Raw genomic sequence first — 21233 nt, 5'->3', positions numbered from 1 at the left:
GGCGGCGCTTGGAACTCCACGATCTAAAGTTGAAGTCGTTCCAGCATCATCTGTGGGATGGATCTGGTCACCGTGGTTGATCGGGGCTCTCGTGTCGCTGAAGGAATCCCGGGGATGGGGGATCTGGCGGCGCATTTCTCCACGCCACGTTCGAGCCAAACTCCCCGGTGATGTAGAGGAAGACGGAAATTGCTGTTGCTGCTTATTTTCAAGAAAGGACTTGAGGCAGCAATTACATGAGAAACCACCAACACCGAAATTGGAAGCAAAGATAGTTGAGAGCACCGGAGAACTGATCGCTCAAAGAGAGCTAGATATATTGGCTAACGTATTTTCAAATAACGTGTGCTTCCTTTTTCAAGATTGCTCAAACATGTGGAGCCTCAAGCAACAGGGTATTCCCTGTTGTCAGCGACGAATTATGATCGCCTAATCGAAGTCTGGGTCTAAGAGGTTGGTTTTAGTTGGGACACACTCTTCGTTGTTCCCGCCGGTGAGCTTAACGAGAAAGAGAGAGCAGGCTTAGCTTTTTCGGAGGCTACACTTCGGCGGTAGGAATGTTCAGTATCGTTTCCGTGACCGCGTGAATGTCTTCAAACCTCACGGTAGTCTGACTGGTATTATCGCGAAGGAAAGCCCGTCCGTCATCCCGGGGATCTTGCGTTACCACGCCTAATAATAACGCCAGGTATAAAATAAACTCCGTAGAGGATACGAGAGTCCATTTGATCGTCACCGCGAGCGCGCCAATGATGCGATTGATAAAGCAAGACAAAATCCTCGTATTAGGTTACGGATTTAATGATGACCATCTGGAAACATACCTGAGGAATCGCATTATGAGTGGCACTCAACTCTAATACTGACGCGTAACCTTTCAGAGAAGGCGCTGCAATTCGCTCGCCAGTACGCCAATGTGACAGCAGTTCAGCAAGCGTCCTCCGCAGGTAGATCCGGATCGTCAGTTTTTTTGGGAACGAAGGAATCTTTCCTCGCAGACCTCGCCATTTGGGACCTTGATTGTTTTATCGCGGAGGTACTGGAACCATGACCCAACCTGCGATTGAGTTCGCCGACATCGACAGGATTGGTAGAGTAAGCTTCGGTCGACACGAGTCGCGTTGCGATTGATGTCACCAACTCCTCCTCCTAACTCGGATCGGCATTGGGCAATTGATTGCCATTCGCGGAATAACCGAACGCGAATATCTTATTGCATTGGTGGAACGCGTCACCCGCTCTATGCGAGAAGAATTGCCGGATCTTGAAGAAGCAGGAGATCAAGGCGCTATTGGCGGCGATTCTACCGATTTCATCGTTAGCGTGTTGATTGGCACATTTCGTACAGTCGAAGGAACTGGTAAATACCTTTAAACGTGGTGCTGATAGCTTTCCACAGATCGATCGAGATTGTTATGTCATTGAAGGCGCTAATCTTCAGCGGTTTATGGGAATACTCGGCCCGGTTTTGGTAAAATGAGCGATTAAAGCTCGGAACATTTGTTGCGGATCGGTCCGCCGATGCGATTGCAAGCGGCGATAAATTCTTTCTCAACGACATGCTGCAATTCTCGGGAGCACTGGTTCCGGAAAAGCTGGCTTAGTGGCGCTGGTTTTGGAGCGGGCAGCGAAGCTAGAATTCCCAAACATCATCGTTTTTGACATGCACGGCGAGTATGCACCCTCGCTGATAGAACCGCAGGCGGATCTGCGCGACGCTTTCGCATTGCTGGCCCAGGTGATCTCGAAAGACCAGGCGATGAGGTGTTGTTTCTGCCTTATTGGCTGCTTAATAGAGATGAGATGTTGTCCATGATATTAGATAGAAAATGACCAAAACGCACCGAATCAGGCATCTCGATTTATACCACATGTACGGACACTAAAGGGTGACACTCTCGATGCGGAGAAAAAGAAAGAAATCAAGAAGACATTTACCGTTGACTCTCCAATTCCGTACGCAATTCAAAAACTTATTGGATTACTTCACTGTGACAATACAACGAAATGAATTGGAAGATCAGGCCCCATTAAAGGGGACTGGGAGGATAAATTAACGCGCTTATTGTCTCGTCTGGAATCAAAGATAGAGGATAGAAGATACGGATTTATGTTTTCTCCGCCAGATACGGCGATGAAATACGAGTGGTTGTCTGCTCAAATACGTGGACTGCTTGGGTCGGAACGCGATTCCGGCATTAAGATCATCGATTTTTCAGAAGTACCAGCAGACGTACTACCCGTTGTGACAGGAACGCTTGCCAGACTTCTCTATAGTGTCCAATTTTGGATGGATGCAAAGAAGCGTACACCCGTTACATTGCTGTGTGATGAAGCGCACCTATACCTGCCAGTTAGGGATGATGCTGATGCCGTTCAGCGCCAAGCTCTCGGTTCGTTCGAAAGAATTGCCAAGGAAGGCCGTAAGTACGGATTTTCGCTTGTCGTCGTCAGCCAGCGCCCTTCGGATGTTAGCCGAACGATCCTGAGCCAGTGCAACAATTTTTTGGCATTGCGTCTGACTAATGAAACAGATCAAGGCGTGATAAAGCGGCTGGTGCCGGATTCACTTGTTGGGTTGACAACCATGTTGCCGCTACTTGACACTGGAGAGGCTTTGCTCCTGGGCGATGCTGTCCTGTTACCGACTCGCATTAAGCTCGACATTCCAAGAATTACGCCAGACAGTGCGACGCGTGACTTTTGGAGGGAATGGGGTATGCGCAAGCCGGAAGATGAGGCAATACGGTTAGCCGTCGAACGCCTTCGAAGCCAATCGCGCTCCTGACGGCTCCTTTGCGGTTTAAGCGTCACCTTGGACGTTCGTTTGTGGCCGCAAGAAACCAACGCACATGGGATAAAGCGTTGGATTACGACGGAACGATCAAGGGCGGAATTGAAACCGCGACACCGCCCGAGGATAGCACCAGTGCGCGCGGGACGGTGGGCGCGGATCGGATCGGATGGCGGTTGCCGCGGGCGTTGATCCCCGGGCCCATTCAAACTACCCTTTTCGGGTTATGTCTGATCGCGCCATGCCCAGCCTCAGCGAAACCGAACGGCTCGACCGTCTGCGCCTGATCCGCAGCGAGAACGTCGGGCCGATCACCTTCCGCCGATTGATCGAACGCTATGGCTCGGCAGGCGAGGCCCTCGCCGCGCTGCCCGATCTCGCCCGGCGCGGCGGCCGGCGCGGCTCCGTGCGGATCTGCCCGCCCGCCCGGGCACAAGCGGAGATGGAGTCGCTCCGCGCTTGCGGTGCGCGGCTGATCATCTGCGGCGATGCCGACTACCCGCCCCTGCTGGCGGCGATCGACGATGCCCCGGCGAGCGTCGCGCTGATCGGCGACGCCGGCCTGCTCACCGCCGCCGCCATGGCCGTCGTCGGCAGCCGCAACGCCTCGCTGAACGGAAGGCACACAGCCGCGGAACTCGCCCGCGATCTCGGCGCCGCCGGCTTCGTCGTCGTTTCCGGCCTCGCCCGTGGCATCGACGGCGAAGCGCATCGCGCGGCGCTTCCCTACGGCACGATCGCGGTTCTGGCGGGCGGCGTCGACGTCTGCTATCCGCAGGAACATCAGGATCTTTACGCCCGCATCAAGGAGAGCGGGGCAATCATCGCCGAGGCACCGCCCGGCATGGCGCCCCAGGCGCGCCATTTCCCCCGCCGCAACCGGCTGATCTCCGGCCTCGCGCGCGGCGTCGTCGTCGTCGAGGCCAACCTGCGGTCCGGCTCGCTGATCACCGCGCGCATGGCCGGCGAGCAGGGGCGCGAGGTCTTCGCCGTCCCCGGCTCGCCGCGCGATCCGCGCGCGCGCGGTTGCAACGAGTTGATCCGCCACGGCGCCACCTTGACCGAATCCATCGCCGATATTCTGGCGGTTCTCCCGGCGCCGGCGGCGCCTCGCATACCGCGACCTGCGGCGATGGCGAGCGATGCGAGTCGCCCGCCGATCGCGGTCGCCCCCGCTTCGACGCCTCCGCCCGCCCATGCCAAGAGCCCGTTGCGAACGGGCATCGATGCGGATCCGCCCGACGCGGCGCGTCGGGCGGTTGCCGAAACGCTCTCGCCGACGCCGGTTGCGGTTGACGAAATCATCCGCACCTGCCAATTGTCGCCGGGCCTGATCTCGACAATTCTGTTGGAGTGGGAATTGGCGGGCCGCCTTGAGCGGCATCCGGGCAATCGCGTTTCGCTGATCACGTAACTCGCGGAGGCTTGCGAATGGACGTGGTGATCGTCGAATCGCCGGCCAAGGCGAAGACGATCAATAAGTATCTCGGCGGCGGTTATACCGTTCTCGCCTCCTACGGACACGTCCGCGATCTGCCGGCGAAGGATGGTTCCGTGCGCCCGGACGCCGACTTCGACATGGACTGGGAAGTCGACGCCAAGGCCGGCAAGCACCTCAAGGCGATTGCCGAAGCACTGGATGGCGCGCAACACCTCTACCTCGCCACCGACCCGGACCGGGAAGGCGAGGCGATTTCCTGGCACGTGTGCAAGGTGCTGGAAGAAAAGAAGCTGCTCGACGGCATTGATATCAAGCGGGTGGTGTTCAACGAGATCACCAAGAACGCCATCGTCGACGCCTTCGCCCGCCCGCGCGAACTTGATCGCGAACTCGTCGAAGCCTATCTCGCGCGGCGGGCACTCGACTACCTCGTCGGCTTCACGCTCGCCGGTTCTCTGGCGCAAGCTGCCTGGCAGCCGGTCGGCCGGGCGCGTCCAGTCGGTGGCGCTGCGGCTGATCTGCGAGCGCGAATCCGGAGATTGATAATTTTCGCTCGCGGGAATACTGGACGGTCGAGGGCACCTTTCGCAAGGCGGGTGGCGAGACGCTAACCGCCGCCCTCACCCGCCTCGATGGCCGCAAGCTCGAAAAGTTCGACCTCGCCGACGAGGCGTCGGCCTTAGCGGCGGTGCGCGCCGCCGAAGCCCGCACCTACGCGGTCGATCTGGTCGAACGCAAGCAGACCCGGCGCAATCCGGCGCCACCGTTCGTCACCTCGACCTTGCAACAAGAGGCCTCGCGCAAGCTTGGCTTCGGCGCCAGCCACACCATGCGCGTCGCTCAGCGCCTCTACGAAGGGGTGAGCATCGATGGTGAGACGGTCGGTCTGATCACTTATATGCGGACCGACGGCGTGCAGATGTCGGGAGAGGCGATCGCCGCCGCCCGTCGGGTGATCGAGCGCGAATACGGCGCCCGGTACGTCCCGGAAAAGCCGCGCCTTTATAAAACCAAGGCAAAGAACGCGCAGGAGGCGCACGAGGCGATTCGGCCGACGGACCTCGGCCGCAAGCCGGCCGACGTCGCCCGTTTCCTCGATAACGATCAGCGCCGCCTCTATCAGCTCATCTGGCAGCGGACCCTGGCGAGCCAGATGGAGTCGGCCATTCTCGATCAGGTGGCGGTCGACATCGCTTCGCCGGACGGGCAGGTCGTGTTTCGCGCCACCGGCTCCGTCATCGCCTTCGACGGCTTTCTGCGCGCCTATCGCGAGGGCCGCGACGATCCCGAGACCGAGCGCGCCGGCACGCCGGCGCCCGCCGACGACGATACCGAGCGGATGCTTCCGGACGTCGCGCGCGGCGAGGCCCTCGATCGCGTCAGCGTGACGCCAAACCAGCACTTTACCCAGCCACCGCCGCGCTTTACCGAGGCGAGCTTGGTCAAGCGGCTCGAGGAACTCGGTATCGGCCGGCCGTCGACCTACGCCAGCATCCTTTCGGTTCTCCAGGACCGCAAATACGTCCGGCTTGAGCAGCGGCGTTTCATTCCCGAAGATCGAGGGCGACTGGTGACGGCATTTCTCGAAAGCTTTTTCGAGCGTTACGTCGCCTACGGCTTTACTGCCGATATGGAGGAGAAGCTCGACGACGTCTCGGGCGGCCGGCTCGACTGGAAGTCGGTATTGCGCGACTTCTGGCGGGACTTTTCCGCTGCGGTCGACGGCACCCGGGAACTGCGGGTGAAGGAGGTTCTCGACGCCCTCGACCGGCTGCTTGGCCCGCACTTCTTCCGCGAAGGCGAGACCGGCGCCGATCCGCGCCGCTGCCCGAATTGTGCCGATGGCCGGTTGGGGTTGAAGCTCGGCAAGTTTGGCGCCTTCATCGGCTGCTCGAACTATCCCGACTGCCGCTACACGCGACCGCTGGTGCCCGTGAGCGGCGATGACGCGCAACCGTCGGCCGTCGGCAGCAACGGCGTGCGTGTGCTCGGCGACGATCCGGCGACCGGGCTGCCGGTCAGCCTGCGCAAGGGGCCGTACGGCTATTACGTCCAGCTTGGCGAAGCGACCGCGGTGGCGCCCCCGGCGGCCGACGACAGCGGCATGACGGAAAAGAAGCCGGAGAAGAAGACCAAGAGCCGCAAGAAGGCGAGCGAGCCGGCGGTGATCAAACCGAAACGCATGTCGCTGCCGCGCGGCGTCGACCCCGAGGTGATCGATCTTCAACAGGCGACAGCTCTGCTCTCCCTGCCGCGCAGCCTCGGCCCGCATCCGGAAACCGGGCAGGAGATCAGTGCTGGGCTCGGTCGCTTCGGCCCTTATTTGCGCGCGGGCGATACCTATGTCTCGCTGAAAGGCGACGACGACGTGCTCTCGATCGGCCTCAACCGCGCCGTCGACCTGCTCGCCAACGCCAAGACGCCCAAGGCCAGGGGCAAGGACCTCGGCGCCCATCCGGACGACGGCAAACCGGTCACGCTCAAGGATGGCCGCTACGGTGCCTACGTCGAGCACGGCAAGCTGCGGGCAACCCTGCCCGAGGGCACGAATGCGGAAACGCTCGGGCTTGATACCGCTCTCGCGCTGCTGGCGGACAAGGCGGATCGCGCCCCGGCGGGCAAGGCGAAGAAGCCGGCGAAGAGCAAGGCGAGCACGGTGAAGCCCGCGACACGCGCGTCCGCCGCGACGAAACGCGCGCCAAACCCGGGCCGCACGAGAAAGGCATCCGCCGCGACGCGTCCCCAACGCAAGCCCTCGGCGAGTCCGGAATGACTGGACCGTTTGCACCGGTGCAAATCGCAGGCGCGCCGTGCGACGGCTGAGCCCCGGCTCCGCCAGGCCCGCGCCGTTTCCAACCCGCGAACAGCTCATCGACTTCGTCCGCAGCGCCGAGAGCCGCGTGGGAAAGCGCGAGATCGCCCGCGCCTTCCGCCTGGATGCCGATCAGAAGCTGCAGCTCAAAAAAGTGCTCAAGGACCTGGAGAAAGACGGCGCGATCGGCCGCGCGACCGGGCGGCGATATCAGGACCCCGGGGTGTTGCCGAGCGTGTGCGTCATCGAGATCGCCGACATCGACGTCGACGGCGAGATGACGGCGCGGCCGTTCAACTGGACCGAGGGCGCGCCACCCTTGATCCGCGTCTCCCCTGACCGGCGCAGCCGCTCAGCCCTGGCGCCCGGCGATCGCGTGCTCGCGCGCATGCGCGAAACCTCCCCCGGCAGCTATGAAGCGCGGCCGATGCGCAGGCTCACCGCGGCTGCCGATCGGACCTTGGGCGTGGTCACGGTCGTCGGCGAGAGCCTACGCATCGTGCCGGTCGACAAGCGTGCCCACGGTGAGTTCCTGCTGGCGGCGGATGCCACGGCGGGCGCGCAGCCGGGCGAACTCGTCTGGGCCGAAGTGCAGCCTGGCCGGCCGCTGGGCCTCAAGCAGGCGCGCGTCGTCGAGCGCCTCGGTCCAACGATGGGGCCGAAGACGATCTCACTGATCACCATCCACGATCACGATATCCCGCACCGCTTCGCGCCGGACGCGCTGGACGAGGCAACGTCCGCCGGTCCGGCATCGATGTCGGGGCGCACCGATCTGCGGCGCGTTCCACTGATAACGATCGACGGCGCCGATGCGCGCGACTTCGACGACGCCGTCTGGGCCGAGCCCGACCCTGAACCGACCAACGACGGCGGCTGGCACCTGCTCGTCGCCATCGCCGACGTCGCCCACTACGTGCGGCCCGGCAGCCCACTCGACCGGGCCGCGCTCGAACGTGGCAACTCCGTCTACTTTCCCGACCGGGTCGTCCCGATGCTGCCGCACGAGCTGTCGAACGGCTGGTGCTCGCTGGTTCCGCGCGAGGATCGGCCATGTCTCGCCGCCCATCTTTGGATCGACGCACAAGGCTCCCTCCTGCGCCACCGCTTCGAACGGGCGATGATGCGCTCGGCCGCGCGCCTGACCTACGAGCAAGTGCAGGCGGCACGCGACGGCCAACCGGACGACGTGACCGGGCCGCTCGCCGGGCCGGTCCTGGAGCCGCTCTACGGTGCCTTCAGCGCCCTGGAGCACGCCCGGCGCGCCCGCGGCGTGCTCGAACTCGACGTTCAGGAGCGCCAGGTCCTGATCGGAGCCGACGGCGACGTCGCCGGCATCCGCCTTCGCGCCCGCCTCGACAGCCACAAGCTGATCGAAGAGTTCATGATCGCCGCCAACGTCGCCGCCGCGGAGGCGCTGGAAGAACGCAAGCTGCCGGTGATATACCGGGTGCATGACCAACCGTCACGGGAGAAGCTCGAGAGCCTTCGCGATTTTCTCAAGACCCTCAACCTCGCGTTCGCCCGTGGCCAGGTCGTTCGCTCGCGCGACTTCAATCGCATCCTCGAGCAAGTCGTCGGCCGGCCGGAAGCACGTCTCGTCAACGACGTCGTTCTGCGCAGTCAGGCGCAGGCGGCCTACGATCCAACGAACATCGGCCATTTCGGTCTCGCGCTTCGCCGCTACTGTCACTTCACCTCGCCGATCCGCCGTTATGCCGACCTGCTCGTCCACCGGGCCCTGATCGCGCTGCTGCATGCCGGCGACGACGGGCTCAGGGGCGATGGCGCGGATTTTCCCCGCATCGCCGAACACATTTCAGGCACCGAACGGCGAGCGGCAGCGGCCGAGCGCGATGCCGTCGACCGGTTCACGGCGGCGTTTCTCGCCGAGCGCGTCGGCGCGTCGATGCCGGGGCGGATCAGCGGCGTAACCCGCTTCGGGTTGTTCATAACCCTTGATGAGTCCGGCGCCGACGGCCTCGTTCCGATCAGCACCCTGCCCGACGATTACTACGTCCACGATGAGGCGTCGCACCGTTTGATTGGTCGGGCGCATGGGCTCGCCTTTCGTCTTGGCGATCGCGTCGAGACGCGATTGATCGAGGCCAATCCGCTCACCGGCGGTATCCTGCTCGAACTTATGGGTGGAATCCGCGAACCGAACCGGCGCGGGGGGCGCCCCCCCAAGGTGTCACGCTCCCCGAAGACGTCACGCCCGGTGCGTCGGCGCCGCTAAGGGCGGAGATTCGCTGCATGTCTGACTTCGTCCCGCTACCCGCGATCGCCGAATTTATCTTCGAACAGGCAAGTTTCCCCGCCGCCCATGCGTCGACGATCGCCAGCACGACGGATAGCCTCGTCGCGGCCTGGTTCGGCGGCACGCGCGAGGGACACCGCGATGTCGGTATCTGGGTCGCCCGTAAGGAGGGCGCTCACTGGGTGCACCCGATCGAGGTCGCCGACGGCCGCATCGCCTTCCGCCGCCGCGTCCCGTGCTGGAATCCGGTGCTGTTTCAGCCACGCCTGGGACCGCTCTTGCTTTTCTACAAGCTTGGGCCGAGTCCCAGCCGCTGGTGGGGCATGATGGCGACTTCCACCGACGGCGGCCGCACCTGGAGCGATTCGCGCCCACTTCCCCGGGGCATCCTCGGACCGATCAAGAACAAGCCGATCGAGTGCGCCGACGGACGCTTGCTCTGCCCGTCCTCCGATGAGCAGGGACGCTGGCGCGTGCACGTCGAATTCTACGATCCCGCGAGCGATGGCTGGCACCGAGGTCCATCGTTGAACGACGGACGGACCTTCGCCGCGATCCAGCCGTGCCTGCTCACCCACCCCGGCGGCGAGACGCAGATGCTGTGCCGGACCCGGCAGGCGACGATTGGCTCATGCCGATCGCAGGACGGCGGAAAAACGTGGTCGCCCCTGGAAGCAAGCGAACTACCCAATCCCGACAGCGAATCGACGCGGTGAACTTGGCGTCAGGCCACGTGCTGCTCGTCTACAACCACAGTCAGACAGGACGCTCGCCCCTCAACCTTGCCATCAGCAGCGACGGCAAACACTGGTCGGCGGTGGGCGTCCTCGAAGACGAACCCGGCGAATTTTCGTATCCGGCGATCATCATGGACACCGCCGGACGGGTGCACGTCACCTACACCTGGAACCGGCGGCGTATCCGCCATGTCGCGTTTCTCGCCGAGGACATCCGCCCGCTGCCGATGGAGCATGGAATGTGGCCCGCCGGTGCGCCGAAACTGGGTGCGCCAAAACTGGGCTCCCCGTCGCCACTCTAAGCTGAGCCGTCTTCGCCGGCGGTGGCGAGCAGCCGTCAAGCCACCCCGAGATGCGATAAAATAGATCAGCGCGCCGCCTAGCGCGACCATGGCGGCGATGCTGGAAATCAGCAGAATCCCGCAAACGACGGGAACAACAACATCCGGGTAGTCCGAGGCAATCGCGACACCTTTTCCACTCGTCCGCCCGGAACCGGCCTCCGCCCGCAGCGTTGATCTCGCGGGTGCTTTGATCCCCTTTGCTCTTCCCCTTCAGCACCTGATCTCCGGGGCGGTCGATCTCCGGCCGCCCCCCTTTTTCGCGCGCGCGTCAGGGGCGATGAGAGATGTTCCCGCGCGATGATCCTTAAGGCGGTTCAAGTCCGCCGGCTCAGAACAGCGTACCGATTCCCGCGAGCCCGTTTTCGCCGACGGTCAAGGTGAATTGCGGCGCGTGATCCTTGGAGTCGGGCCCGCCGTAGATCTCGAATTCCGATACGGCGCGCGGCGGATTGATCGCAACGCCGGTTTCGTCCCACGAAAACAAGAGCGCCGGAAACGTCAGCGCGTTGAAGCCGTCCGAGGGATATTTCCAGGCGTTGAACGTTACACGGCCGTTGACGCAAGCGACCGCGGTCCAGAAGAAATCCTCGGAGCGGCAGGTAAAAAGGCCCCTTCGGCGCCGGCTGGAAAAAGCCGCTGGTCACCAGTCTTTCGTCGAGCGCGTCGATGTCGCGCGCCGACAGCGTGCCGCGCGCCTTTCGTCCAGCGAACGGCGCGAGAATATCGAGCGGATCACCGATGATCGCGCCCGGATCCAAGGTCACGTCGCTGAGATCCGACGGCCCCAGCACCCGCGCGCGCAGGACGAAACCGCCGCCCTGCCGCTGCCGGTGCGATGTCGTAGGTTCGCGCCTGCTTGATATAGATTCCATTGTAAACAAAGCGATAGAGATCGGTTGAGCCCTTGCGCAGCGCGCGGATATCATCGCCGTTAATGTAGCTGAACCAGGTGAAGCGCTGAGACAGCGCGTCGTCATGGCCTGCGTAGCTGCACGACGACAAGACCGCCGCCAGCGCGACGACGGCGCCACGGGCAACGCGCGAAATACATCTAATAATTGCATAACTCATTTCGCGGTCATCCCTCATCCCTGGCGCCTCGGCCTGGACGCATTAGCGTGGTCCGCAGATGTTCGCTGATTTGCCACAATTATACCGCCTTGACGGTATTTATTTCCCGTGATGCCCCTCGAAAGTGGCATTATGACAACGATTTCTACATAGTTTAGCGGTTAAGGTTACAACCGCTTCCGCTCTTTCGCTCCAGTGGACCAGGGTCCCATGAAACAGGTTACACGCACGAGTTGTGATAAGCGTCACAGTTTTCGCGCCGCGAATCAATATCTTTAGCGGGAAATTACCAGGATGTCGCAAGGAAAATGGGCGCGATTCCACCACAGATTGTTGCGGATTTCTACGATGCGAGCCTTGATGCGGCCGGCCACGGAGGCGCTGTTCGCCATAGCGGGATGGTGCAAGGCCGACGCGGCGTTCCTGCTGAACCACGACTTCGGCACGGGAACGGGCGCGATCGAGCGGGCGATCGGCATCGGTGCCGACGCGCAGGCGAGCTATCGCCACCACCACGGCAAGGCGAATGCGTGGCTGCAGGCAGAGCACTTCTTTCGCGGTGCAAACGCCGTCGTTCGCGGCAGCGATATCCTCGACGCACACGCGATCAAGTCGACGCCGTTCTATCGCAGCTGGTTGAAGCCCATCGGCATCCTGCCCCACCTGTTCGCCGTGCTCGAGCGGCAGAACGGCCGTGGTACCTTTGCTGGTGCTGGCGCGACGCGAGCAGAAAGCCGATTTCAACGACGAGATCGTCGAGGACCTCGGCGCGCTGCTGCCGGCGCTCAGTCGCGCGGTCCGCGTCGATGCGTCGCTGCGGGCGCACCGGGCGCTCGAGCGGTCGGCGATGCGGGCGATCGATCTGATGCCGTGCGGCGTGGCTATCCTCGATCGCAACGGTGCCCTGATCGAGGCCAACCCGTTCGCCAAGGCGGTGATCGACGCGCACGAAGGCGTCGTCATCATCAATGGCGGTCTCGCCACCGACGTCGCCGGCCGGCGGATGAAGCTCAGGGACATGCTGCCCAGCGGCCTGAAACGACCAGCAAGGCGGTCGCCGACCATCTGTCGATGCTCTCGGTACCGCGAGCCTCGGAAAACGGCCGCTCAATCTGATGATCGTGCCGCTCGACGATGCGCTCGACGGGCGCGCTCCGGACGGACCGGCTGCCCTGCTGTTCATCGGCGATCCGGAGCGGCCGGCGACGTTCGACCAGACGCGCATCGCGCGGCTGTACGGGCTGAGCCGTGCCGAATCACGGGTGGCGGCGTTGCTCGCCAGCGGCTACCGGCTGGAGCAGGTGGCTGAATCGCTCGGCATCGCCTACGAGACGGTGCGCAAGCACCTAAAGCAGATATTCAGCAAGACCGGCACCTACCGCCAAGCGGAACTGGTGCGCATGCTGGTGACCGGACCCGCGGGCCTGGCGATCTGATCCATCGCCCCCGTTCGGACACCTCGCCCGGACGCCCTCGCCGACGCGCTTGCAACGGCGTCTTGGCCGCCATTTCGGCAGACCGCGAGCGTAGGGCGGGTCGAGCGAAGCGATACTTGCCAAGCCAATGGAACCGAAAACACCCCATCGTCGACCAACCGACTCCACGTCGCTCACGCCGCGTCGTGCGCAATCCCCCGACGGCCTCCATCCCGCCGGAAAGAACCCGCCCCCTCGGCCGGACCCGCGGCCACAAGGCATCACCCGCGATCCCTCGGCGCCCCATCTATGACCCGCATCACTCGACGCCCACCCTCGCCGGCCTTACCCTCCCCCTTCGGGTCGATTACGCCGGCGATTGTTCGGGAGTCCTCGTGCCACCCGACGTCACGGCGTCTTCAAGGGGGGCCATCATGCACGATATCCCAGAAGCGACTTTTTCAGCCGGACGCGTCCTTGCGTCCGCTATTGTGTGGAAGAGATCGAAACGCCGTAGATGGGGTAACTACTCGGTCGCCGTGCGGTTGCGACGCCAGAACCTCGTTTTCCGCATCTTATGCGGATTCCTCTAATCAGTGTTGCGCATGGTCTGAATATGCACACTCCCGATTTCACGTGATGTTCTCGTCACACTTTGATGCGCAGCGCAAAGCCAAACTGGAAGCGGTTTCTGACTTCAACGTGATTATTGACCGCATCGTTTCCGAAGCCAGACTGTCGAAGTTCGAGGTCTGTCGCGGCAAGGAAGGAGTTTGAAAAGCTGCTTGCGTCCGCAGTTTGAGCTGGCAGTCTCAGCAGACACGGCAGATTTGTTCTTCAACAGCCCAGTTGGATACCGCGCGCAATATCTCATGGACGCCGATGAGGGTCAAAGATACAACGGCCGCCTTCTCCGCGCGCTTCGCGACAAACTCTTGCTTTCGCCTCAACGGTGCAGCCGAAACACCCGATGAACGCAAAGGATATTGAGTTTTCTCTTCTAGCATGCTCAGCGAAGGCGTGGCTGCCTGAGGCTTCCTTTTGCTTCAACCATGACTTGATCGAAGATATTCCAGTTCCTCTTTGGCGTCGGAACGCTCAGCGCACTTGAGGCGTTCGGCCGGCATAAGGCCCGAGCCAGAGAAGAAGGAAAAAGCGATATGGGGCCTGCGCGCACCGCGGGTTTCTGCTATAGACGTTAAGGGGGCCTTTCTTACGCCGAGCGACAAAGCAGAGGTTGTTCCCTTCGACAAGATCACTCGACGATACGACATTCGGGCCTATGGTTACGCCTAGTTGAGATGTGGTACCCAACAAAGAGCGCTAGCCGAAGTTGCTGCCGCTGCTTCGCGTCTCCAAGGGGCTCCTGAGCTTAGTTCTTGAGCAGCAGGTTCGAATAATATGCCCGTTTACGACCCGCCATACAAAGCCGAATTCCTAGACTCCTGGGACTCGGTGGAAAACTTCTTTTCCGAGAGGCGCGTGGAACAAGACGGCTGGATCTACCGGGGCCAACAGAATGCAGGTTGGCCACTGGAAACGACCTTAGAAAGAGCGATCGCCCGGCGCCAAGTTTCGCTTTCAGAGGCCCCGAAAATTGAAAAAGGCCTTGTTCGAAGGTTTAGACGACAAATACATCATTATCCAAATGAGATGCCGATTAGTTGCCCAAACTTCATTGGAGACGCTCGCTCTCATCCAACACCACGGTGGCCCAACACGTCTGTTGGACTGGTCGTACCCTTTTCGTTGGCGTCTACTTCGCCTTGGAAGCCGCTGCACCAGGTGCTAGTTGCGCTGTTTGGGCCTGGACCGAGATTGGTGGCGTGCGAGCTCGTCATTTGCTTCCAGACGAAGTCAAAAAAGGTCATAGAGAGAGACAAGAACGCGAAGAACGAAGAAACGGTACTCGCTATTCTTGATCATTCCCCTCCTCTGAAAACCATTCATCCGCTTAATCCGCTCCGCCTGAGCGAGCGACATGTATACCAACAGGGAGCCTTTCTAGTCCCCGGCGACATTACGGTGCCATTCATGGGTAACCTTGGTGAAATCGCGGTCTCCTCAGAACCTGATCATCTGATAAAGATAGAGATCAAGTGCAGTTGCAAGCTACTGCAAGAGGCGACGGAGAACCTTCATAGAATGAACGTGAATCGGGCGAGCCTATTCCCAGGACTGGACGGCTTCGTCAAGCACCTGGAACAACTGATAGCGATTGAGCGAGCCCGTGCGGTTGACTGAATGCCCCGCGATAAGGCCAAGAACGCGGACAACAAAACGCGGTGTGCCTTTGTCGCCCCGCATTTTGCCGCCGGCTATGGCGTGCGTTAGCAAGCAGTTCGGATTGCACCACAATAGCGTGTGTCGCCCGGTTCCGCTTGTCCCCGATAGCTGACGCCAAGAGCGTCTGCCCCATGCCGCCACCAACGTCCGCAGCTGGCGATTTCCATCCGTCACCTCTCCTAATTTCGACCATCGCCCTCCCACGCCCGCGACATCATCATTCTCCTCATATAGGTAGTTTGCCTCGACGTCGTGGCGGTGGGGGCAGCATCGTTGGGTGCGGGTGCGGGAGGATCGATGCGAGGGTGCGGATTGGCAGCGCGCGGCGGGCGTAGACGGGCGTTCGTTGCGGCCGCGGTGCTGGCGGGTGCTCGCCGGCTGTTCCCCGCCGGCCACGGACGGCGATAGCGGCAGGAACGCGGCGGCGGATTTGCGGCGATCTCGTCGACGAGCTGGACGGTGCAAAGCATCGGCGGGAGGCCGGCGATCGACAGCCCGCAATCGATGCTGATCTTCCAGAGCACCACCCTTCTCGTCGGCGACGGCGGCTGCAATACCTTCTCCGGCGCCATCGGCATCGAGGGCGGGCGCATGCTCATCGGCCCGTTGGCATCGACACGCCGGGCGTGCGACGACGCGATCATGGCTCAGGAGGCGGCGCTCTTGAGCGCGCTCGAAAGCGTACGGAGCTTCCAGGCCAACGAGCAGGTGCTGCTGCTGTTTGGCCCGGCGGGGACGCAGACGGTGGCGCTGTCGCGCACGCCGGCGCTGCTCTGGGCCCGGGGCCGGGCCCAGGGCTAGGCTTGGCGGCGCCACTCTCGATTTCGCTCCGGGCGGCGGCCGGCCACGACCGCCGGTGATCACAGCCAGCCGATGCGCCTGAACCACAGGTAAAGGACAACGCAGCTCACGGCGATGAACGCCAGCACCACCGGATAGCCCCACTCTACGTGCAGCTCGGGCATGACGTCGAAGTTCATCCCGTAGATGCCGGCGATCGCCGTCGGCACGGCGAGAATGCGGCCCAGCCGGCGAGCTGGCGCATGACGTCACCCTGGCGGTTGGCGGCGAGCAGCAGGTGGGTATCGAAGGTCTGATCGAGCATGTCGCGCAGGATATCGATGCTCTCGTTCACCCGGATGACATGGTCGTGCACGTCCTGGAAGTAAGGGCGCATCTCGGCGTCGATGAACGGCACCTCCATCCACCGCCGCAGGCGCGTGCATACGTCCATTAGCGGCGCGGTCACCCGCCGCAGGTGCAGAAGGTCGCGGCGCAGGGCGGCGATGCGCCAGACGGTATCGGCGCCAGCACAGCTTTTCTGCACCGCGTCCTCGATGTCATCCGCCTGCCGTTCGATCGAATCGACGATCGGCGTATAGTTGTCGACGACGAAATCCATGATCGCATAGACGACGAAGTCCTCGCCGTGGCGCAAGAGCTTGTATCGCCTCGGCGCGGGCGCACCTCGCCGTAGGACGAGGTATCGCCGTGGCGCACGGAGATGACGTAGCCCTTGCCGGCGAAGACGTGGGTCTCGCCGAAATCGACCGCCTCGCCGATCAGGCGCGCGGTGCGCAGGACGATGAACACCGAATCGCCGCAAACCTCGACCTTCGGGCGCTGGTGGGCACGAGGCGTCCTCGATCGCAAGGTCGTGCAACTGGAACTGCCGCTGCAGGCCGCGCAGCAGGTCTTGCGGTGGCTCGCGCAGCCTGACCCAGACGAAGCGCCCGTCGCGATCGCAGAACTCACCGCAGCGGGAGATCCGAGATCGGCGACGCGCCGGCCGCTCTCGTAACCGCAACAGGCGACGACCGCCCCCGGGACCGGCTGGCCATCGTTGCCGCCGTCATTGCCGCCATCGTTCCAGGGGCTCTCCCGGGGGCTCTCCCGGGGGATATCCCGAAAGCTATCGTGGGGGCCGTCGTCGCCTGCGCTCATTTCAGCGTGAACCGCCGTCAGACGACGGTGAGGCGGACATCGATGTTGCCGCGGGTCGCATGCGAATACGGGCAGACGATGTGGGCCTTGGCGACGAGATCCTCAGCCTGCGCCTTGTCGATCCCCGGCAGGGCGATGGCAAGGCCGACGTCGATACCGAAACCCTCGCCGTCGTCGCGCGGACCGATGCCGACGGTGGCGGTAACCGAGGCGTCTTCAGGAATGCGGATCTTGTGCTTGCCATCGACGAACTTCAGCGCGCCGAGAAAGCAGGCGGAATAGCCACAGGCGAACAACTGCTCAGGATTGGTGCCGTCGCCGCCGCCGCCGCCAAGTTCCTTTGGCGTCGTCAACTTGACGTCGAGCGTGCCGTCGGCGGTCTTCGCGCGGCCATCGCGACCGCCGGTGGCGCTTGCCTTGGTCGTATATGCGATCTTCATCCCTTGATCTCAATCCCGGTTGGTTCAGCGGCTCGCCACGGCCGGCAGGACGCACGCCCGGGCCCGCCTCAAACAGATGGTAACGCCAAGCGCGACAGCTATGTCCGCACTTCGTCGATGACGCCGTGAATGAAGCGAAGTTTATCGATCACCGCGGGCGCGAGTACGAACGGATAAAGGTCGGGCTGGCCCATGCTGCGGTTCAAGCTATTGACCGCGTAGGTCAGCGGCAGCCAAACGTCGATCAGATCGTCGAATTCGGCCGCGCCGTAGGGATCGAAGTCGACCACCGCGTCAAGCGACGGATCGCCGACGGCGCGCGGCTTGACGCGGATGCCGAAGGCGTGCGCCGTCTCCAGGGTATCGACGATATGCATGTAGTGGGCCCACGTTTCCGCCCAGTCCTCCCAGGCATGAGTGCTGGCGTAGGCGCTGACGAACCGCTCGCGCCAGTTGGCGGGTGGCCCGTCGCGGTAGTGGACCTCCAGCGCTTCCGTGTAGTCCTGCTGCTCGTCACCGAACATCTGACGGAAGGAATCGACCCGCCCGCCGTCGAGAATCAGCCGGTCCCAGTAGTAATGCCCGACCTCGTGGCGGAAGTGACCAAGGAGGGTGCGATAGGGCTCGGCCATGTTCTGGCGGTGCTTCTCGCGCTCGGCATCGTCGGCCTCGGCGATGTTAATGGTGATCAGTCCGTCGTCATGCCCGGTTATAACCTTGGCGCTCGCGGAATGTCGGGTCCGGATCGGCGAGGAAATCGTAAGCAAGGCCGCGGGTGACGTCAGCGGATTTGACGATCAGCGGCAAGCGCAGCCGCAAGATGGCATAGACGAGGCGGTGCTTGGCACCCAGCAGCCGCCAGGCATCGACGTGATCGGCATTGGTGATCGGGAATGGTCCGGTTCAAGGCGCAGGCGCGGCGCAGCGTCTGTTCCGCGTTTACCGGCAGCAGCCAGTTGCAGACATTGTGGACGGCGTTCTCTATTAGCGGACCGCCTGCGGCGGCGTGGCCAAGGTGCTCAGGCTCTGCCAGGCGCACGGCTCAGGGCGGTCAGCGCCATGATCTCGGGCAGAAAGCCGAGCGGCGCCTGGCAATGCTCGCAGCGCGTTCTGCGAGTAAACGAGTTGACCACATTGTGGCACGCAAACAATTTCATGGATATAGACCTGATAATCGCCGGATTAAGCGGAAGGAGCTGATGACCGGGCGAGCGGCGTGCCCCACCCGACGCCAGCAGCGTTCAAAACGAAACCGCCGATGGATAGTTCCGGGCGCTGCGCAGAAGCCTGGGAAGATCACTCGCTGATGCGGATGCAGACTTTGTTGAAGTGACGCTGGGCCTCGAAGTGGGCGAAAGCGTCCTGCACCGCATCGAAGCCAAAGGTGTGATCGATCACCGGTTGGATATGGTGCCGCTCGATTGCCCGCGCCATGTCTTCGAAGTCGTCGCGCGATCCGACAGTAACACCCTGCAGGCGCAGGTTGCGCATGACGACCAGCGGCAGCGTCACTTCGCTTCGCGCGCCGGCGAGCACGCCGATGAGGCTGAGCGTGGCGCCGATGCGGGCGGCGCGGATTGAGCGCTCCAGCGTGCCGGCAAGCTCGACGATGTGATCGCACCCGTCGCCGCCGGTCAGGGCCTTCACCCGGCGATCCCAGTCGGGATCGGTCCGGTAGTTGATCGTCTCTCGCTCAGATGAGCGTACCGCGGCAGACGACCGCAGCTGGAAGGTAGACCTTCTGCGCCAGCATGCCGTCGATATCGCCGCCGAGTCTGAGGGCGAGTTTCTCCGGCGTCGCCGGGCCGCCGATCCAGCTCGGAAAGAAAAATCGGACAGAGCGATCACCAAGCTTGAGCCGGCTGGACTTGCCCACCGCCGTCACTCACCGACGCCGTCGACACCGGATCAGCGGTAGGGCGTACCGCGGGCCAGCCACCGCGCACGACGAGGGTGTCGCGATAGTCTGGCGACGCCGCGCATCGTCAGCAGCGATTGGTCCGGGCCGTTCACGGGTCGGTACGCTCGGACTTTCATTGTTGTTCAAGCCCAAAAGCCTGACGCATCTCCCAAACGAACATGGACGATTTCTCCTTAATTTCGGTCCCAATCTCAGCCTCGGTATCGCGCGACGGTGTGCCCGACTTGCCGGAACGGCGACGTGCGATCGTAGTTCTCGCAGCTGGGGAGTATATCGTACCGGGCCAAGCTGTCGGCCTGTTGTCTGCGGCCTGATCGCTGGTCGTCCGGGCCGTTTCTGGCGTCGCCACGCACACCGCCGCCTACCGGGCGCTCGGCCCGATTACGCTTCTCGTCGCCTTCGGCACCGAGGACACCGGCCGGCGCGATGGTGGTGATGCGCGCGCTCTGAATACGCGGTCTTGGCGTGACCATGCCGCACAAGCTGCGCATCGCTGCGTTTCGACGCACTCACCGACGAGTCGCGGGCAATCGGCGCCGCCACCGTGGTGGTCAACGACGACGGGCGGCTGACCGGCCAACGTTGACTGATCGGCGCCTTGCGCGCGTTTCGCGAGGTCTTCGAGCCCGCCGGACGCAACGCCGCCGTCGTCGGTGCCGGTGGCGGTGCGCGCGCCATCGCCTGGGGACTGAAGCACGCCGGCCGCACGGTGAGCGTCTTCAATCGCAACGAGGCCGCCGGCCGCGCCTCGCCCCTGGCAGATGGGCGGCGAATTCGGCCGGCGCGCCAGCGGCCCTGGCGACGATGCCGGAAACGACGGAGCCGTTCGATCTGATCGCCCACGACGCCCGTCGGCTTTCATGATCCTACCTCATCGCTGATCCTGTCGACGGCGCTGCGCCCGCAGACGATCGTGTTCGATGCGGTACTGATGCCGATCCGCACGAAGTTTCTTGCGACGCCGAAGCGGCCGGATGCAGGACGATCCCGGACCTGCATGCAGCTTCACCAGGCGGCGTGCCAGCTTGAGCTCCACACCGGCAGGACGCCCGATCTCGCAATTCTGGAACGGGCCCTTTGCACGGCGATGGCAGAGAATTCCATGAAACGAGGTGATTTAACCGCACGACGAGATCGGATAAGGATGGGGCAAGAATGCGCGCGAAAATCGATGAACGACTGGCGCAATTGGGCATCGTTCTACCAACGGCTGCGTTACTGGCGGGATCGTACCTCCTGTCTGTATTTGTCGGCAGTCAGTTGATCGTCTCGGTCAATTGCCGATCGAAGACGGCAGCGCCCGTTGCGGGCGCATCGGCACGGAGGTCAGCGTCGAGGCGGGGTCGGCGGCCGCGCGCCTGTGCGGTCTCAATCTGCTGGTTCAGGCCCGGGCAGCCTGGTGACGGCGATCTCGACCGGGTGCGGCGGGTCATCCGCCTCGGCGGTTTCGTGCAGGCCGGCCCTGGCTTTAGCGATCACCCCAAGGTGATCAACGGCGCCTCCGAACTCATGGTCGAGCGTCTTCGGCGCCCGGCGGGGCGCCATACGCGCGTTTCGCCGTCGGCGCATCATCCTCGCCAATGAACGTCGCCGTCGAAATCGAAGCGATGTTCGAGGTCGCCTGACGATAAAAAAACGTTACCGGCAAACCTCACACCGGCAAACCTGGCTAATTTGGCCGATGTCGGCACCGGCTGACCTGAGCGGCGGGCGCTGGGCGTCGCCATCGCCATCGCCATCGCCGCGATTGCCTGGCGGCGCGGTTCCT

The 21233-nt window shown here is 62.8% G+C and carries 12 protein-coding genes and 7 pseudogenes; 13 read left to right on the top strand and 6 right to left on the bottom strand.

Annotated elements, in window-relative coordinates:
• Positions 1-1047: 1047 nt before the first annotated feature.
• From IPK66_19175 to IPK66_19155, 5 genes and pseudogenes are all read left to right on the top strand, one after another.
• Positions 1048-2788 (top strand): annotated as a pseudogene (locus IPK66_19175) (ATP-binding protein).
• Positions 2789-3020: 232 nt separating this feature from the next.
• Positions 3021-4208: a DNA-protecting protein DprA gene (gene dprA / locus IPK66_19170; protein MBK8177289.1), complete on the top strand. Its 1188-nt coding sequence runs from the start codon at positions 3021-3023 to the stop codon at positions 4206-4208.
• Positions 4209-4225: 17 nt separating this feature from the next.
• A pseudogene (topA, locus tag IPK66_19165) lies at positions 4226-7008 on the top strand (type I DNA topoisomerase).
• Between the two features lie 46 nt (positions 7009-7054).
• Positions 7055-9286 (top strand): ribonuclease R, encoded by a 2232-nt coding sequence (gene rnr, locus IPK66_19160; GenBank protein ID MBK8177288.1) that lies wholly within the window; start codon positions 7055-7057, stop codon positions 9284-9286.
• A 17-nt stretch (positions 9287-9303) separates the two neighbouring features.
• A pseudogene (locus tag IPK66_19155) lies at positions 9304-10346 on the top strand (exo-alpha-sialidase).
• A gap of 370 nt (positions 10347-10716) precedes the next feature.
• Here IPK66_19155 and IPK66_19150 read toward each other — a convergent pair.
• Together IPK66_19150 and IPK66_19145 are read right to left on the bottom strand one after the other, a co-directional pair.
• The gene (locus IPK66_19150; GenBank protein MBK8177287.1) at positions 10717-10872 is read right to left on the bottom strand and encodes a hypothetical protein; all 156 of its coding nucleotides are present in this window, start codon (positions 10870-10872) and stop codon (positions 10717-10719) included.
• Between the two features lie 248 nt (positions 10873-11120).
• The gene (locus IPK66_19145; GenBank protein ID MBK8177286.1) at positions 11121-11459 is read right to left on the bottom strand and encodes a hypothetical protein; all 339 of its coding nucleotides are present in this window, start codon (positions 11457-11459) and stop codon (positions 11121-11123) included.
• 348 nt (positions 11460-11807) lie between these two features.
• Here IPK66_19145 and IPK66_19140 point away from each other — a divergent pair, with 348 nt between their 5' ends.
• From IPK66_19140 to IPK66_19115, 6 genes and pseudogenes are all read left to right on the top strand, one after another.
• Positions 11808-12575 carry a hypothetical protein gene (locus IPK66_19140; protein ID MBK8177285.1) on the top strand — a complete coding sequence of 256 codons (768 nt, stop codon included), beginning with the start codon at positions 11808-11810 and terminating at the stop codon, positions 12573-12575.
• Positions 12575-12895 carry a helix-turn-helix transcriptional regulator gene (locus IPK66_19135; protein MBK8177284.1) on the top strand — a complete coding sequence of 107 codons (321 nt, stop codon included), beginning with the start codon at positions 12575-12577 and terminating at the stop codon, positions 12893-12895. The genes IPK66_19140 and IPK66_19135 overlap by 1 nt, the downstream gene beginning before the upstream one ends.
• 618 nt (positions 12896-13513) lie before the next feature.
• On the top strand, positions 13514-13651 hold the full coding sequence (locus tag IPK66_19130) for a hypothetical protein (GenBank protein MBK8177283.1): 138 nt from the start codon (positions 13514-13516) through the stop codon (positions 13649-13651).
• A 624-nt stretch (positions 13652-14275) separates the two neighbouring features.
• A pseudogene (locus tag IPK66_19125) lies at positions 14276-14533 on the top strand (FRG domain-containing protein).
• Positions 14523-14796: pseudogene (locus tag IPK66_19120) on the top strand (FRG domain-containing protein). Before IPK66_19125 ends, IPK66_19120 begins: the two co-directional pseudogenes overlap by 11 nt.
• Positions 14797-15619: 823 nt before the next feature.
• A complete protein-coding gene (locus IPK66_19115; GenBank protein MBK8177282.1) occupies positions 15620-15961 on the top strand; it encodes an META domain-containing protein in 342 nt (113 codons plus the stop codon).
• A gap of 59 nt (positions 15962-16020) precedes the next feature.
• On the opposite strand, the pseudogene IPK66_19110 reads toward IPK66_19115, so the two are convergent.
• From IPK66_19110 to IPK66_19095, 4 genes and pseudogenes are all read right to left on the bottom strand, one after another.
• A pseudogene (locus tag IPK66_19110) lies at positions 16021-17104 on the bottom strand (magnesium and cobalt transport protein CorA).
• Between the two features lie 17 nt (positions 17105-17121).
• A complete protein-coding gene (locus IPK66_19105; GenBank protein MBK8177281.1) occupies positions 17122-17544 on the bottom strand; it encodes an organic hydroperoxide resistance protein in 423 nt (140 codons plus the stop codon).
• A gap of 98 nt (positions 17545-17642) precedes the next feature.
• A pseudogene (locus IPK66_19100) lies at positions 17643-18583 on the bottom strand (putative zinc-binding metallopeptidase).
• A 257-nt stretch (positions 18584-18840) separates the two neighbouring features.
• Positions 18841-19392 (bottom strand): zinc-binding dehydrogenase, encoded by a 552-nt coding sequence (locus IPK66_19095; GenBank protein ID MBK8177280.1) that lies wholly within the window; start codon positions 19390-19392, stop codon positions 18841-18843.
• Positions 19393-20063: 671 nt separating this feature from the next.
• Between IPK66_19095 and IPK66_19090 the strand changes: the two genes are divergently transcribed.
• Both IPK66_19090 and IPK66_19085 read left to right on the top strand, forming a co-directional pair.
• Complete coding sequence (locus IPK66_19090; protein MBK8177279.1) at positions 20064-20300, top strand: hypothetical protein; 237 nt, start codon at positions 20064-20066, stop codon at positions 20298-20300.
• Positions 20301-20620: 320 nt separating this feature from the next.
• Positions 20621-21049: a RidA family protein gene (locus IPK66_19085; GenBank protein ID MBK8177278.1), complete on the top strand. Its 429-nt coding sequence runs from the start codon at positions 20621-20623 to the stop codon at positions 21047-21049.
• The last annotated feature ends 184 nt before the right edge of the window (positions 21050-21233 follow it).

Source organism: Rhodospirillales bacterium (genome assembly GCA_016712595.1).
GTDB lineage: Bacteria > Pseudomonadota > Alphaproteobacteria > Rhodospirillales > Defluviicoccaceae > Defluviicoccus.
Note: the sequence above shows the minus strand (reverse complement) of the source record. Positions and strands in the feature narration are given on the sequence as shown.

Excerpts from the sequence above, each read along its gene's own strand:
- dprA (MBK8177289.1), top strand. The coding sequence starts at position 3,021 with ATGTCTGATCGCGCCATGCCCAGCCTCAGCGAAACCGAACGGCTCGAC.
- IPK66_19145 (MBK8177286.1), bottom strand. The coding sequence starts at position 11,459 with ATGAGTTATGCAATTATTAGATGTATTTCGCGCGTTGCCCGTGGCGCC.
- IPK66_19140 (MBK8177285.1), top strand. The coding sequence starts at position 11,808 with ATGCGAGCCTTGATGCGGCCGGCCACGGAGGCGCTGTTCGCCATAGCG.
- IPK66_19135 (MBK8177284.1), top strand. The coding sequence starts at position 12,575 with ATGATCGTGCCGCTCGACGATGCGCTCGACGGGCGCGCTCCGGACGGA.
- IPK66_19130 (MBK8177283.1), top strand. The coding sequence starts at position 13,514 with ATGTTCTCGTCACACTTTGATGCGCAGCGCAAAGCCAAACTGGAAGCG.
- IPK66_19105 (MBK8177281.1), bottom strand. The coding sequence starts at position 17,544 with ATGAAGATCGCATATACGACCAAGGCAAGCGCCACCGGCGGTCGCGAT.
- IPK66_19085 (MBK8177278.1), top strand. The coding sequence starts at position 20,621 with ATGCGCGCGAAAATCGATGAACGACTGGCGCAATTGGGCATCGTTCTA.